Genomic DNA, 13,928 nt, shown 5'->3' with positions numbered 1-13,928 from the left:
CAGGACGGCCCCTGCGGCACGGGTCCGCGGTGATTGTCCATATGGACGAACAGTGTTTTGGTGATTAGCGCTTTTTCCTGAGCAGAGGGCCGCCTACATTACAGCCAACGTGGAACGCACCACGACATGCCAGAAGAAAAGGAAGCATCATGAAGACCCTCGCACAACCCCGTACCCTCGCCGCCACCCTCCTCTGCGCCATCGGACTGTCGATGGCTGCCGCCTCCGCCCACGCCGCCACCCCGGTATCGGACCTGGCCCGCCTGGACGGCAGCATCGGCCGCACCGTCGATGCCTTCACCGACGGCGCCCGCAACGGCCCGCGCGACCCGTACACCGATGGCGCCCGCATCGGCCAGCGCGACGTCTTTTCCGACGGCGCCCGCGGCGTGAACGAGCCCCGCAGCAGCTTCAGCGACGGCGCCTGAGCGCGCCCGGCCATTGCCGGCAGCATTGGAAGAGGCTGCCGCAGCAGTAGATTTGGAAGTGGAAATAGAAGTAGAAGCCGTAGCAACAGCAGCAAAGGGCTAGCCTGCCAGCCGGCCCACGCCTGCCCCCGCAGCCGCGCCAGCCCTCACGGGCCGGGCGCGGCTGCGTCGTTCCGGTCCTGCAGATCGGTGGCCATCATGGCCTCGACCGCTTCCATGAACACGCGCACCTTGCGCGGCTGCAGCCGCCGGTCAGGCAGCAAGGCGAAGACCCGCAGCGGCGGCGGCGGGTAGTCCGGCAGCACCCTGACCAGCCGCCCCTGGGCAATCTCCGCCTCGCAATAGATCATGGAAAGGCGGGCAATGCCAAGCCCCGCCAGTGCCCCCTGCAGCCTCAGTTCCGCGTTGGAGGTCTGCATGCGGGGCCGGATGGGCACCGACACGCGTTCTTCGCCGCGCATGAATTCCCACATCCTGTCGCCCGGCGTGGTCAGGGTGGGCAGGTTGGCCAGATCCTCGGGGGCCAGTTGCAGGGGCAGGGATGCGGCCAGTGCCGGCGCCGCGAACAAGCCGCGCTCGACGTGATAGATGCGCCGCGCCACGGTCCCGGAATCGGGCAGGTCGGCGTCCACGGCGACAAAGGCGATATCAAAGCCGTCGCGGATGGGATCGACCATGCCCTGCGAAATCTCCACCTGCACATCGAGCGCGGGATGTGCCGCCAGCGTCCGGCAGATCACGCCGCCCAGTTGCTGGGCCCCGAACTCGTAGGGCGTGGCGATGCGCAGCACGCCTTGCACGCGCTCCTCCCGCGCCAGCGTTTCATGGCGGATCTCGCGCAGCCGCGCGAACAGCGGCGCCACATCGCGATACACCGCGCTGCCGGCATCGGTCAGGCGCATGCGCCGCGTGGTGCGCTGGAGCAGCTTGGAGCCGATGGCGGACTCGAGCCGCGCCACCGCCGCGGAAACCCGGGACTTCGGGCAGTCGAGCTGCTCGGCCGCGGCCGTGAAAGTGCCTTGCTCCACCACGCAACAGAAGGCTTCCCAATCATTCCACTGGATTGTCTCGCTCACCGGACCAGGTTCCTTTTCCCTTAACAAACGCAACACAAACGCAACACAGGCGCATTGCCGTCGCTTTGCAGGCGATATTCTCCAAAGCGCGCGACATTATGCGGCAGACTGCCCCGGCCGGCGCGGCCCCGATGCCCGCGCTACTGGCGCATGGCGCGCATTTCCTCTACCCTTTCGGCCTTTCCGTGCGTTTTCGGCGCCAGCCGAACCGATCAATGGCCAGCCCTGCCGCTTCCGACCATCCCGCAAACCCAGCCGCGGACATCTCCGGGAACCCCGCCCCCGCGCCGGGTCAGGAGAAGCCGAGCGACACTTATGTGCAGTCTTTCGCACGTGGGCTATCGGTCATCCGTGCCTTCGACGCGCAGCACCCGGCGCAGACCCTCAGCGAGATCGCGCAGGCCAGCGGCTTGACCCGCGCCGGCGCCCGCCGCATCCTGCTGACCCTGGTCGGCCTGGGCTATGTGCGCGCCGATGGCCGCCTGTTCCGCCTGACGCCCAAGATCCTGGACCTCGGTTTTGCCTACCTGACGTCGATGCCATTCTGGAACCTGGCCGAACCGATCATGGAAGCGCTGTCCCAGGAAGTGCACGAAAGCTGCTCGATCTCCGTGTTGGACGGAACCGAAATCGTCTACGTGCTGCGGGTGCCGGCGCGCAAGATCATGACGATCAACCTGTCGATCGGCAGCCGGCTGCCGGCCTATTGTTCCTCGATGGGCCGCGTGCTGCTCGCCGGCCTGCCGGATGCCGAGCTCGACCGGGTGCTGGGCGCGACCGAGCTGCGCGCCCGCACCAGCCGCACCGTCACCGATCCGGCAGCACTGAAGGCCATCGTCGCCGCCATCCGGGCGCGCGGCTGGGCCCTGAACGACCAGGAGCTGGAAGAAGGGCTGGTCTCGCTGGCGGCGCCGATCCGCAATCGCGCCGGCCAGGTCATCGCCGCCATCAATATCAGCGGCCAGGCCAACCGCACCAGCGCCGACGAGATGGCCGGCAGCTTCCTGCCGCCGCTGCTGGCCGCGGCCGAAAAGATCTCCAGCCTGATCAGCCTGCGTACCTGATACCGAAACGCAGATACGCAGATACGCAGATAGCGCGCCGGGGCGGCTAGCGGGCCGCCGGTGCTGGCAGCTCGACGCTGCCGAACTCGGCCGACCGCGTACCCGGCAGCGGATGGTTGCTGGCGCCGAAGTAGGCAAAGGCAGCCGACAGCTTGACCGCCTCCGAGGCATTCTGGCCCGCGCTGTGGAACAGCCGACTGTCGAAGAACAACACGTCGCCGCGCTCCAGGGCCAGGGGCCGCACGCCACCCAGCAGGGCCTGGCTGGCCGGATGCGACTCGATCAGGAATTCCGCCGCATCGAGCTGGCCGGGCTCTAGCGCGACCCTGTGCGAGCCAGGGATCACGCGGAGCACGCCATTGGTCTCGTCCTCCCGCCCCAGCGCCAGCCACACCGTCACCAGTTCCGGGCTGGCAAACGACCAGTAGCGGGTGTCGCGGTGCCAGCCAGTCTGGCTGCCATAGTGCGGATGCTTGGTCATCACGCAGTTATGGTGCGCGAGGGTCAGGCGCGGCGCTTCGCCCAGCAGCGTGGCCACCACTTCCGTCAGGGCCGGATCGGACGCCCATTGGCGAAACACTTGATCGCGCCCGTAGGCCTGCCGCAGGCGCCGAACCGTGCCGCCGCCAGCGGCGTCGCGGCTGGCGGGCGCGCCTGGATAGCCGAGTTCGGCTTCGTACTCCACGGGCGGGACGGCCGCCGCCAGTTGCGCACGCGTTACCTGTTCGATGCGGTCGCAGACCTGGGGCGGGGCAAAGCCTCGCAGCACGATATAGCCGTCGGCATGGAAGGCGCGGTTGAGTTCATTCAGTTCAGCGGCGTTCGGGGCGATGGCCGAAGCCGGGGCTGCCGTGGTAACGGCGCCCGGCGGGACAGCAAGCGGGGAGTTCATTGCAGCGGATGAAGGGGTTGGCTGAGCACACAACTTCGATAATGCCAGAAGCCGGGCAATCCAGCGCGCCCGGCGTGCATTGCGTGCGCAAACAGACTGTTCCGCCGCGCTCGCGCGCCGCTACAATGGCCGGGTCCTTCTTCCGACCCGCAGGCCTCCTGTGACCGCTCGCCCACGCATCGTCGCATCGCTCTCCGAGGCGGAAGCCCAGCTCGGCCGCATCGTGTTGGGCAAGCCCACGCAGATCCGGCTGGCGCTGGCCTGCATGCTGGCGCGCGGCCACCTGCTGCTGGAGGATCTGCCGGGGGTGGGCAAGACCACGCTGGCCCATGCGCTGGCGCGCACGCTCGGCCTGCAGTTCCAGCGCGTGCAATTCACCAGCGACCTGCTGCCGGCCGACCTGATCGGCGTCTCCGTCTTTGTGCGCGACAGCGCCGAGTTCCGCTTCCATCGCGGCCCGGTATTCGCCCAGGTGGTACTCGCCGACGAGATCAACCGCGCCACGCCCAAGACGCAGAGCGCCTTGCTGGAAGCCATGGCGGAAGGACAAGTCACGCACGACGGCGTCACCCATGCGCTGCCGTCGCCCTTTTTCGTCATCGCCACGCAGAATCCGCAGGACCAGATCGGCACCCACGCCCTGCCCGAATCGCAACTCGACCGCTTCACCATGCGCCTGTCGCTGGGCTATCCCGATCCGGCTTTCGAGCGCGTGCTCTATCTCGGCGGGGCGGCGCCCGCGGCCGGCGCGCCGGTGATGGACGCCGAGCAGGTCAGCGCGCTGCAGCAAGCCGCGGCACAGGTCTATGCGGGCCCGGCGCTGGTGGACTATGTCCTCGCCCTGGTGCAGGCCACGCGCACGCATGGCGGCTTCGCCGCCGGACTGTCGCCGCGTGCCGGCCTGGCGCTGCTGGCCTGCGCCCGCGCCTGGGCGCTGCTGCACCAGCGCGATATGGTGCTGCCGGAGGACGTGCAGGCCGTCTTCGCGCCGGTGGCCGGCCACCGCCTGCTGCCGGCCACCGGGGCCGGCGATGGCCAGGAGGCGCTGACCCGCCTGCTTGCCGGCGTCGCCATTCCCTGAGCAGCCATGTCGCGCAGCCGGCCGTTCTCCACGCCGCGCACGGCGGCCCCGCCCGCGTCCGGCAGCAAGCGCCTGGCATGGGCCTCCCCACCCTGGCTGCAGCGTCCCCGCACGCCACGGCAGGGCGTGGTGACGCTCGACCGGCGCCACCTGTATATCCTGCCCAGCCGCGCTGGCCTGGGCTTCGCGGCATTGCTGATGGCCATGCTGCTGACCTCGCTGAACTACAACATCAGCCTGGGTTTCGCCCTTACCTTCCTGCTTGGCGGCATCGGCATGGCCTGCATGTGGCAGGCCTACCGCAACCTGCTCGACATGACGGTGGCCGGCGCCGGCGCCACACCCGCCTTTGCCGGCGAGCCGGCCGCCTTCAGCCTGCGCATCGCCGGCGCTGACGCGCCCGTGCGCATCGGCATCGAGGCCAGCCTGCCGGCCCGGGCCGGCGCGCTGCCCGAGAGCCTGAGCCTGGCCCGGGACGCCACGGGCCTGCTGACCTTGCACCTGCCCACCACCCGGCGCGGCTGGCTGGCGCTGCCGCGCGTGACCTTGTCGAGCCGCTTCCCGCTTGGCCTGTTCCGGGTATGGAGCCATGCCGACCTGCCGCTGGCCGCGCTGGTCTACCCGCGGCCGGAAGCCGGCGCGCCACCGCTGCCGTTTGCCGCGCAGCCCGACGACGACGGCATTGCGTGCCTGCCGTCGGACGATGGCATAGACCAGCTGCGGCGCTACCGCAGCGGCGACCCGCTCCATCGCATCGCCTGGAAACACAGCGCGCGCACCGGCCGCTGGCTGAGCCGCACCGGGCAGGCCGGCAGCCAGCCGGCGTACTGGCTGGACTGGCAGTCGCTGCCGCCGGCGATGGCCGCCGAGGCGCGCCTGTCGCGCCTGTGCGCCTGGGTGCTGGCCGCAGGCGAGATGGCCGATATCGGGTTGCGCCTGCCCGGTGTGGACATCCCGCCCGGCCATGGCGGCGCGCATCGCCGGGCCTGCCTTGAGGCCCTGGCGCTATGGCCTGGCCGGCCCGGACAGGCCATGCCGGAAGCGCCGCGATGAAACTGCCGCCGCGTCCGCTTGCGCACGAGGAGCATGGCTTGCTGCTGGGACAGCTGGCGCTGGTGCTGGCGCCGCAGGCGCGCTCGCTGCCGGTGGCCATCAGCGTCCTGCTGGTCTTGCTGATGGGCTGGCGCTGGCTGCTGTGGCGCCAGCGCGCGCCACTGCCGTCGCGCCTGATGCTGGGGCTGATCGCGGGCCTGGTGCTGCTGGTGGCGGTGGCGCTGGTCTGGCAGGCCGGCGGCAATATGGGGCGCGACCTGTCGGTGGCGCTGCTGGGCGCCTTCGTCGTGCTCAAGCTGCTGGAATGCCGGGTACTGGCCGACGCCACGCTGGTGACCCAGCTTTGCTTCTACCTGCTGCTGAGCCTGTACCTGTTCGACCAGCCATTCTGGCTGGCCTTGTATAGCCTCGCCATGGCGGCCTGGCTGCTGCGCAACTGGCTGTTCCTGGGCCACCCCGAGGCGCGCGGCCATCTCGCGGTGTGGCCACTGCTCGGCCGCCTGACGCTGACCGGCCTGCCCTGGGCGCTGCTGTTGTTCGTCCTGTTCCCGCGCCTGGACCGTCCGCTGTGGCAACTGCCGCAAGCCGAGACCGTCGCCGCCACCGGCATCAGCGACACCATGAACCCCGGCAGCGTGAGCCAGCTGGCGCAATCGACCGAGGTGGCGCTGCGCGCCGACGTGGAGGGCGGCCCGCTGCCGGCCGGTGCTCTGTACTGGCGCGCGCTGGTGCTGTGGCAATTCGATGGCCAGACCTGGCGGCCGGCGACCTTGCGGCAACGGCAGGCAATACCGGCACCGGCCCTGCCAGCTGCCGATGACACGGCGGCGTACGGCGCGGGACAACCCGGCGAGACCGCCGGCATGCCGTTGGCAAGCGGCACCGTCAACTACAGCGTCACGCTGGAACCCAGCCAGCACTCCTGGCTGTTCCTGCTCGATCGCGGCCAGGCGATTGCCCCCGGCGCCGGCGCGGTGGTGAATGCCGATGGCGAGTTCTTCGCCCGCGAACCGGTCGAGCGCCGCCTGCGCTACCGTGCGCGTTCGGCCCCGGCCGCGGCGCAGCCACTCGATCTGCAGACCCGGCAACTGGCGTTGGCGTTGCCGGCCGGCAATCCACGCAGCCGGGCACTGGCGGCCGCGTGGGCGGAGCGTTATCCCGACCCGGCGGAACGGGCGCGTGCCGCCCTGCGGCTGTTCGCCGCGGCACCGTTCAGCTATACGCTGTCGCCGGCGCCGCTTGGCCGCGAGCAGATCGACAGCTTTCTGTTCGACACGCGGCGCGGCTTCTGCGAGCACTACGCCAGCAGCTTCGTTTTCCTGATGCGTGCCGCGGGCGTGCCGGCGCGGGTGGTGACCGGCTATCTGGGCGGCGAGTACAACCCGATCGGCGGCAACTACATCGTGCGGCAGGCCGACGCCCACGCCTGGGCCGAGATCTGGCTGGAGGGGCGTGGCTGGGTACGGGTCGACCCCACCAGCGCGGTGGCGCCGAGCCGGGTCGAGCGCGGCATCGACGCGGCGCTGGCGGCCAGCGAGATCGCAGCGCTGCGCGCAATGCGCGAGCCCGGCTGGCTGCAAGACCTGCGCTGGGGCATGGACGGCGCGGTCTACACCTGGCAGCGTTGGGTGTTGCAATACGATCGCGGCCAGCAGGCACGCCTGATGCGGCAGCTCGGCATCGGCGACAGCCTGCCGCAGACCCTGCTGGCTGGCCTGGCGATGCTGAGTCTGCTGGCGCTCCTGCCGCTGGCGTTCAAGCGCCGCCGGGCCGATCCGGTCCAGGCAATGTACGAACGCTTCTGCCGCCGCCTGGCGCGCCATGGATGCGTGCGCGCGCCCTCGGAGGGACCCCAGGACTACGCCGCCCGCGCTGCGCGGACCTTGCCGGCCGCCGCGGACACTGTGCGTGACTTCAGCGAACGCTACATCAAGCTGCGCTACAGCCGCTTGCCACCCGCTCTGCGCGCTGCCGAACTGGCCGGCCTGCGGCAGGCCTTGCGGCGGCTTGCGCGCCTTCCACGAGCGGGCTGAGCCGTTTCCGAAGCATTCCAGCGCGCATTTGTTTCAGATGATATGATTACGTTTGAAATCATATTGCTGGCCGCATGCCGTTGCGCCCGCATCACCTGGTTCCTCCTTCCATGTCCTTCGAAGACCGCATCGACCGCTTCTGTGCCAGTCACCCGGAAGCGCCGCGAGACCTGATCCTGGCCTCCCGCCTGCTGCTGCGAACCGCCCGCCTGCTACGCACCCATATCGATCGCGCACTCGCGCCGTTCGAGCTGGACCTGCAGCAATACCTGGCCATCAGCATGCTCGCCACCGACGAGGCGCAGCCCACCCTGCCGTCCGAACTCGGCACCACGCTCGATGCCACGCGGACCCAGATGACGCGTCTGATGGACGGGCTCGAAGCACGCGGCCTGGTGCGCCGGCACGCTTCCACCCAGGACCGCCGCAGTACCGAACTCGTGCTGACCGCCGCCGGCCACCGGCTGCTCGAACGCGCCGCGCCTGCGGTACACGCCGCATATGCCGAGGCCTGGGATCCGCTGGCTGAGGGCGGCCTTGCCGCCACTACACGGGCGCTGAACCGCATGCACGCCAACCTGCTTGCGCTGGAGCCATGACCCCCGCTTCCGCATTGCGCCCCCTGCGGCTGGGACTGCGCTGGCTTCGCCTGCTCAGCCACCGGCAGCGCCAGACGCTGCTCATGTTGCTGCTCGCACTGACCACCTCGGTGGAGTTCCTCGAGAACATCATGTTCGTGTTCGCGTCGAGCCACATCGTCGGCGGCGTCGACGCCGACCCGCGCAGCTTTGCCCTGGTCCAGGCGGCCTACGCCGTGGGCAGCATGTTGATGATCCTCAAGCAGCAATGGCTGGCGCAGCGCTTTGGCTATCGCCACTACCTGACCGGCGCCCTGCTTGTCTTCATGGCGGGCACGCTGGCGGCCGCCACCAGCCATTCGCTGCCGCAGCTCGTCGGCGCGCGCTTCGTGCAAGGCGTGGGCGGCGGTGCGCTGTTCACCAGTTGCCGCATCCTGGTCAATGTGATGTTCACGCCCGCCGACAGGCCTCGCGCATCCCGCATCTTCATGCTCGGCATTTTTTCGGCGTCCGCACTGGCACCCGCCATGGCAGCCGAGCTGATCGAGCGCGGCGTGTGGCAGGACGTGTTCTACGGCGCGTTGCCTTTCGCCGCGCTGGCGGCGCTGGGCGCCTGGCTGCTGCTGCCCGATGCCGAGCCACGCGAGGACAATCCCGGTCCCGCGCTCGGCCCGCTGCTGCTGTTCGGCGCGGCCGTGGTAACCCTCCAGGCGGCCATGACCGAAGCCCGCTTCGATATCTTCTCGCACCCGCTGCGCCTGGCCCTGATCTGCGCGGCGGGAGTCGGCCTGCTGATGTGGTTCCTCTGGCAGCAATGGCATCACAGCGCGCCGGTGCTCCGCCTGCGCGCGCTGCGCAGTCCCGTCTACCTGACCGGGCTGGCGATGTATTTCGTCTATTACCTGATCAGCAACCTGAGTGGCTATGTGTTCCCGATCTATGCCGAGCAGGCGCTCGGCCTGCCGCTGGCAACCACGGGCTGGCTCAATACCTTCGCCGCCACGGTGAGCCTGGCCGGGATCTTCGTCTACCTGCGCGTGGCCCCGCAACTGCCTCACAAGAAGCCGCTGATGGCAAGCGGCCTGGTGCTGATGGCAGGCGCGTCATGGTGGTTCTCCTCGATGCCGCCGGATGCCGGTCCGCCGGCGCTTGCCTGGGGACTGATAGGCAAGGGCCTGTTCGGGGTGATGGTGATCATTCCCATCGCGGGCCTGACCTTCCGCTCGCTGGCGGATGAAGACTTCGCCCATGGCTACCGGAGCAAGAACCTGCTGCGCCAGATTGCCGCCTCGTTCGCTTCCGCGCTCGGCGCGGTGCTGCTGCAGAACCGCCAGTTCGCCGTGCATACCAGCCTGTCCAGCGCCATCGGCCAGCACACGGCGCAGGCGCAACAATGGATGGATGCAGCGCAAGCGGCGTTCGGCGCGCGCGGATTCGACGCGGGACATGCCCATCAGGCGGCGCTGGCGCAACTGGCCACCCTGGTGGAAACACAGTCCAGGCTGATCGCCTGCGAGGACTTGTACCGCCTGATCGCCGCGCTTGCCCTGACGGCGGCCGTTTTCATGCTGGTGCAGCGCAGGCTGGATTGAGCGCGCTTGCCGATGGCTTGGGTGCAGTGCCGTGGAGTCGGCGATGAGCGAGCCGTAGTGGCTGTGCTGTGTCCGGCCCGGGAAGCTGGCGGTCAGCGCTTTGGATCGATCCAGGTCTGCCTGGCGTGCCGGAGGGATTCACTCCGGCGGCGCGCGCGGTGATGGCGGCGCTTGCTGTCGGTACGGTACGCGCTTTACGGGAAAGCGGTGATTGCTGTCGTTGCGTTCGTTGCTGTCGCCTGGCAGCGAGTCAGAACAGCGGCAGTTGGCGCATGCCAAAGCCGATCGTTTCCTCGACGCGCATGCGGGCATGCGCGAGCGAACCTTCCGCGCCGGAGTAGTTGCCGGCCGCCCAGCGATAGACCACCGGCATTTCGCCGCGTTCGGACAGGCGGACTTCGCCCAGCTTCTCACCGCGCTCATTGCGGTAGAAGTGCGAGCGGTAGCCGCGCTCCCAGTGCGGGGCTTCGGCTTTCTTGCGCCGGCGGGGGGCGGGCGTGGACTGCGGCAGGCGCCGCGCTCTCTCGGTACCCGTGGTCGCGGATGCGCGGGTGAAATCCAACTGCATAGACTTCCTTGTGTCATCGAGTCAGCAAGACGATTTCGCATCGGGGGCCAAAACCCTCGCGGCGTGTCTTGCGTCGCAGCCGAGATGATACCTGTTACCGCGCGTTCTGACAGCCCTATCTGCACCGGAATTCGGCTTCCAATAAGGCTTGGCGGGCCGGCACGTATACCTTCGTGCCGGCCCGCCTGCGCTTCATGCCGATGTTAACACCGCTGTAAACAGAGCGGTTAACTTTGCGCCTGGTCTGCGCTCAGCCCAGGTCGAGCGGGATGAAAATGCGAGCGTCGTCGCGTTGCACCAGTAGTGCGACCTGCTTGCCCGATTTCGCCACCAGCGCCCGCAACTGCTCCGCCGAAGTGATCGGCGTGCCGTTGATCGACAGGATGACGTCGCCCGGCTGGATGCCGACCTTGGCCGCCGGACCGGCAACATCCTCGACCACCAGCCCGCCGTCGATGCCGCTATCGCGCTTCTCCGTCGGGCTCAGCGGGCGTACCGCCAGGCCAAGCTTGCCGCCCACGTCATTGGCCGGGTTCTTGTCCGCCACGGCAGCATCCTTCGCCGTGCCGACCTTCACCGTCAGCGTCACGGACTCGCCCTTGCGGATCACCTTGAGCGATGTCTGCGTGCCCGGGGCCAGGTCGGCGACATGCTCCGGCAGGTCGCCCGAGTGGTCGATCACGTCATTGCCCAATTGCACGATCACGTCGCCCGGCTTGACGCCAGCCTTCGCGGCCGGACTGTCCGGCTCGACCGAGTTGACCAGCGCACCACTGGGCTTCGCCAGGCCGAAGGATTGCGCCAGGGCCTGGTTGACCTCCTGCACGCCGATGCCCAGGCGGCCGCGCGTGACCTTGCCATGCGCCACCAGTTGCCCTTGCACCTTGGTCGCGACGTCGATCGGGATCGAGAACGACAGCCCCTGGTAGCCCCCGGTCTGGCTGTAGATCTGGGAGTTGATCCCGATTACCTCGCCACGCTGATTGAACAGCGGACCGCCCGAGTTGCCAGGGTTGACCGCCACATCGGTCTGGATGAACGGCACATAGGTGTCATCCGGCAAGGAGCGCGACTTGGCGCTGACGATGCCCGCGGTCACGGTGTTTTCGAAACCGTAGGGCGAACCGATAGCCAGCACCGGTTCCCCCACGCGCACTCGCGCCGGATCGCCGAGCCGTACCGTCGGCAGGTCCTTGGCATCGATCTTGATTACCGCGACGTCCGTCTGCGCATCCGCGCCAAGCACCTTGGCCTTGAACTCGCGCCTGTCGGTCAGCTTGACGGTCACCTCCTGGGCGCCATCAACCACGTGCGCATTGGTCAGGATCAGGCCGTCAGGACTGACGATGAAACCCGAACCCAGGCCGCGCACCAGTTGCGGCTGGGCGTTCTGCGGCCCCTGGAACTGCGGTCCGAAGCGCTTGAAGAACTGGAAGAGAGGATCGTCCGGATCCATGCCCTGCGGTACCTGCGCCGAAGTGTGCTGGGCGCGCGCCGTCACGCTGATGTTGACCACGGCAGGGCCGTACTGGTCGACAATCGCCGAGAAATCCGTGGGCGCGGCCACCGCCATGGGCTGGGCCGGGGCAGTCACGGGCGCCGGTGCTGCGTATCCCGGCGTGATCACTTCCCTCTGCAGATAGGTGTAGCCTCCGGCAAGAGCGGCCAGGGCCGCAATACCGATGGCGGAACGAGCAAGCGTCTGGCGAATCATGGCGTTTTCCTCTTCTGGTCATTCAGGGCGTCCGAACTCTTCCGGACGCGACAGGACCATGCTAAGCCGCGATCCTTAAACCAGACTTAAAGAACGCCGGCGCATCGCCCCGGATCGGCTGGAAGATCCCGAATGCTTCTTGAGGCGCTCGAAAATTTATATTGCGCACAATTTAATTGCTAGTAATATATATCCATGACTACAAGCTGCTTCCCGACCGTACCGGACGAAACGCTGCTGCAACTCGACAAGCAGCTGTGCTTTGCCCTCTACTCAACCTCGCTGGCCATGACCAAGCTTTACAAGCCGGTCCTGAGTAAGCTTGGACTTACTTATCCGCAGTATTTAGTCATGCTGGCACTGTGGGAACTGGATGGAGTCACGGTCTCAGCCCTTGGCGAGCGCCTGGCTCTCGATTCGGGCACGCTGACACCGCTGCTGAAGCGCCTCGAAAGTGCTGGCCTGGTCATCCGTCTCCGGGACTCGGCCGATGAGCGGCGGGTTCTCGTGAGCCTTACCGATGCGGGCCGGCGGTTGCGGCAGCCGGCCTTGAACGTTCCGCAACAGATGTTGTGCGCGACCCAATGCACGCTGGAAGAAATCCAGGCACTGACACAACGCCTGCAAAGCCTGCGTGCCACGCTGGAAGCCCGATTGCCTGACTAGGCGCGCAACTCGGCGCATCCAACGGTTTCATTTTCATCGACGGCCGCGAGAGTGGCCGCCCCAACCGGCTCACTGTCAGAGGGCCAAGCAAGGAGAGCGTTATGAAGCTGGAAAAAGTCGTCTACACCGCCCACGCCACCGCCACCGGCGGCCGCGATGGCCGCGCCGTATCGTCGGATGGCCTGCTGGACGCCAAGCTCGCGGTGCCCAAGGAGATGGGTGGCGCCGGGAACGGCATCAATCCGGAACAGTTGTTTGCCGCTGGCTATTCGGCTTGCTTTATTGGTGCGATGCGCTTTGTTGCCGGACAGCAGAAGATCACCTTGCCCGCCGATACTTCGATCGAAGGCGCGGTTGGCATTGGCCCGATCCCGCAAGGTTTCGGCATCCAGGTGGAACTGAAGATCTCGATTCCGGGCTTCGACCGGGCAGCCGCCGAGAAACTGGTGGAGCAGGCGCATCAGGTCTGCCCATATTCGAACGCCACGCGCGGCAATATCGACGTAACCCTGACGCTGGTCTGATTCGCGCCAGTTGCGACTTGGCGTAGTCTGGCCGGTCACCCTGCCAGACTATGTATGGCCAGACTATGTGCCAGCCGGCCCTTCACCCTGGGGCCGTTTCAGATCTCGCGTCAAATTCACGCAAAATGCGCGCTTCTGTGCCGAAGTCAGCCGTTTTGCAGCGGCCTCCGCTTTCGATGCTTCGGACCGGTTCGCGAATCTCTGCCATCCCAGGATCCTGATCGGCTTGCGAGATCGCGTGTATTTAGCGCCCGTTCCCGCCAGATGTTGAGCAAAACGGCGCTCGACATCGGTCGTAATCCCGGTATAGATCGTGTTGCCCTCGCATTCGAGCAGGTAGAGAAACCACGAGGCGTCGCCGTCGGCTGGCATTCTGGATTTTTTGGAGGGTCAGAAACGGCGGAGTACCAATTATGCAGGCGCGATCCGCCCGGTGCAAAGCACGCCATATGTGTGTGTGGCATGCATTTTCGGACCTTAAATAGCAAAACCCCCCAGTACTATCGTACTGGGGGGTTTCAAGGGAGAGCCTGGCGATTACCTACTTTCACACGGGTATCCGCACTATCATCGGCGTGGAGTCGTTTCACGGTCCTGTTCGGGATGGGAAGGGGTGGTTCCAACTCGCTATGGTCACCAGGCATAAACGGTGTGCCGCG

The 13,928-nt window shown here is 67.5% G+C and carries 14 protein-coding genes and 1 rRNA gene; 9 read left to right on the top strand and 6 right to left on the bottom strand.

The window, feature by feature from the left end; all coding sequences use genetic code 11:
* Positions 1 to 149 precede the first annotated feature (149 nt).
* Positions 150 to 428: a hypothetical protein gene (locus tag AC3FOF_RS34240; RefSeq protein WP_276265835.1), complete on the top strand. Its 279-nt coding sequence runs from the start codon at positions 150 to 152 to the stop codon at positions 426 to 428.
* Between the two features lie 146 nt (positions 429 to 574).
* On the opposite strand, the gene AC3FOF_RS34235 is transcribed toward AC3FOF_RS34240, so the two are convergent.
* On the bottom strand, positions 575 to 1,504 hold the full coding sequence (locus tag AC3FOF_RS34235) for a LysR family transcriptional regulator (protein WP_488729128.1): 930 nt from the start codon (positions 1,502 to 1,504) through the stop codon (positions 575 to 577).
* A 215-nt stretch (positions 1,505 to 1,719) separates the two neighbouring features.
* On the opposite strand from AC3FOF_RS34235, the gene AC3FOF_RS34230 reads away from it, so the two are divergent.
* Positions 1,720 to 2,568: an IclR family transcriptional regulator gene (locus tag AC3FOF_RS34230; RefSeq protein WP_276264842.1), complete on the top strand. Its 849-nt coding sequence runs from the start codon at positions 1,720 to 1,722 to the stop codon at positions 2,566 to 2,568.
* Positions 2,569 to 2,614: 46 nt separating this feature from the next.
* Here the strand turns inward: AC3FOF_RS34230 and AC3FOF_RS34225 are convergent, their stop codons facing one another.
* Positions 2,615 to 3,460, bottom strand: coding sequence for a phytanoyl-CoA dioxygenase family protein (locus AC3FOF_RS34225; protein ID WP_488729127.1), 846 nt, complete (start codon positions 3,458 to 3,460; stop codon positions 2,615 to 2,617).
* 160 nt (positions 3,461 to 3,620) lie between these two features.
* Between AC3FOF_RS34225 and AC3FOF_RS34220 the strand changes: the two genes are divergently transcribed.
* From AC3FOF_RS34220 to AC3FOF_RS34200, 5 genes are all read left to right on the top strand, one after another.
* Positions 3,621 to 4,541, top strand: coding sequence for an AAA family ATPase (locus AC3FOF_RS34220; RefSeq protein WP_488729126.1), 921 nt, complete (start codon positions 3,621 to 3,623; stop codon positions 4,539 to 4,541).
* Between the two features lie 6 nt (positions 4,542 to 4,547).
* The gene (locus AC3FOF_RS34215; RefSeq protein WP_488729125.1) at positions 4,548 to 5,594 is read left to right on the top strand and encodes a DUF58 domain-containing protein; all 1,047 of its coding nucleotides are present in this window, start codon (positions 4,548 to 4,550) and stop codon (positions 5,592 to 5,594) included.
* Positions 5,591 to 7,627 carry a transglutaminase TgpA family protein gene (locus tag AC3FOF_RS34210; RefSeq protein ID WP_488729124.1) on the top strand — a complete coding sequence of 679 codons (2,037 nt, stop codon included), beginning with the start codon at positions 5,591 to 5,593 and terminating at the stop codon, positions 7,625 to 7,627. Before AC3FOF_RS34215 ends, AC3FOF_RS34210 begins: the two co-directional genes overlap by 4 nt.
* A 110-nt stretch (positions 7,628 to 7,737) precedes the next feature.
* Complete coding sequence (locus tag AC3FOF_RS34205) at positions 7,738 to 8,226, top strand: MarR family winged helix-turn-helix transcriptional regulator (RefSeq protein ID WP_488729123.1); 489 nt, start codon at positions 7,738 to 7,740, stop codon at positions 8,224 to 8,226.
* The gene (locus tag AC3FOF_RS34200) at positions 8,223 to 9,797 is read left to right on the top strand and encodes an MFS transporter (protein WP_488729122.1); all 1,575 of its coding nucleotides are present in this window, start codon (positions 8,223 to 8,225) and stop codon (positions 9,795 to 9,797) included. Before AC3FOF_RS34205 ends, AC3FOF_RS34200 begins: the two co-directional genes overlap by 4 nt.
* A gap of 250 nt (positions 9,798 to 10,047) precedes the next feature.
* Here AC3FOF_RS34200 and AC3FOF_RS34195 read toward each other — a convergent pair whose 3' ends face one another.
* Positions 10,048 to 10,365, bottom strand: a complete 318-nt coding sequence (locus tag AC3FOF_RS34195) for a hypothetical protein (protein ID WP_017224412.1) — start codon at positions 10,363 to 10,365, stop codon at positions 10,048 to 10,050.
* 250 nt (positions 10,366 to 10,615) lie between these two features.
* The gene (locus tag AC3FOF_RS34190; RefSeq protein WP_488729121.1) at positions 10,616 to 12,079 is read right to left on the bottom strand and encodes a DegQ family serine endoprotease; all 1,464 of its coding nucleotides are present in this window, start codon (positions 12,077 to 12,079) and stop codon (positions 10,616 to 10,618) included.
* 195 nt (positions 12,080 to 12,274) lie between these two features.
* Between AC3FOF_RS34190 and AC3FOF_RS34185 the strand changes: the two genes are divergently transcribed.
* Both AC3FOF_RS34185 and AC3FOF_RS34180 read left to right on the top strand, forming a co-directional pair.
* Positions 12,275 to 12,745, top strand: a complete 471-nt coding sequence (locus AC3FOF_RS34185) for a MarR family winged helix-turn-helix transcriptional regulator (RefSeq protein ID WP_276263648.1) — start codon at positions 12,275 to 12,277, stop codon at positions 12,743 to 12,745.
* A gap of 101 nt (positions 12,746 to 12,846) precedes the next feature.
* Positions 12,847 to 13,269 (top strand): organic hydroperoxide resistance protein, encoded by a 423-nt coding sequence (locus AC3FOF_RS34180; protein ID WP_017224415.1) that lies wholly within the window; start codon positions 12,847 to 12,849, stop codon positions 13,267 to 13,269.
* Positions 13,270 to 13,332: 63 nt separating this feature from the next.
* Here AC3FOF_RS34180 and AC3FOF_RS34175 read toward each other — a convergent pair whose 3' ends face one another.
* Together AC3FOF_RS34175 and rrf are read right to left on the bottom strand one after the other, a co-directional pair.
* A complete protein-coding gene (locus AC3FOF_RS34175; RefSeq protein ID WP_488729120.1) occupies positions 13,333 to 13,641 on the bottom strand; it encodes a GIY-YIG nuclease family protein in 309 nt (102 codons plus the stop codon).
* A 156-nt stretch (positions 13,642 to 13,797) separates the two neighbouring features.
* Positions 13,798 to 13,910 (bottom strand): 5S ribosomal RNA (rrf, locus tag AC3FOF_RS34170).
* Between the last annotated feature and the right edge of the window lie 18 nt (positions 13,911 to 13,928).

The sequence above is a fragment of the Cupriavidus sp. 96C5-1 genome, assembly GCF_057798855.1.
The sequence above is the reverse complement of the archived record's forward strand: the minus strand, read 5'-3'. Positions and strand labels throughout refer to the sequence as shown.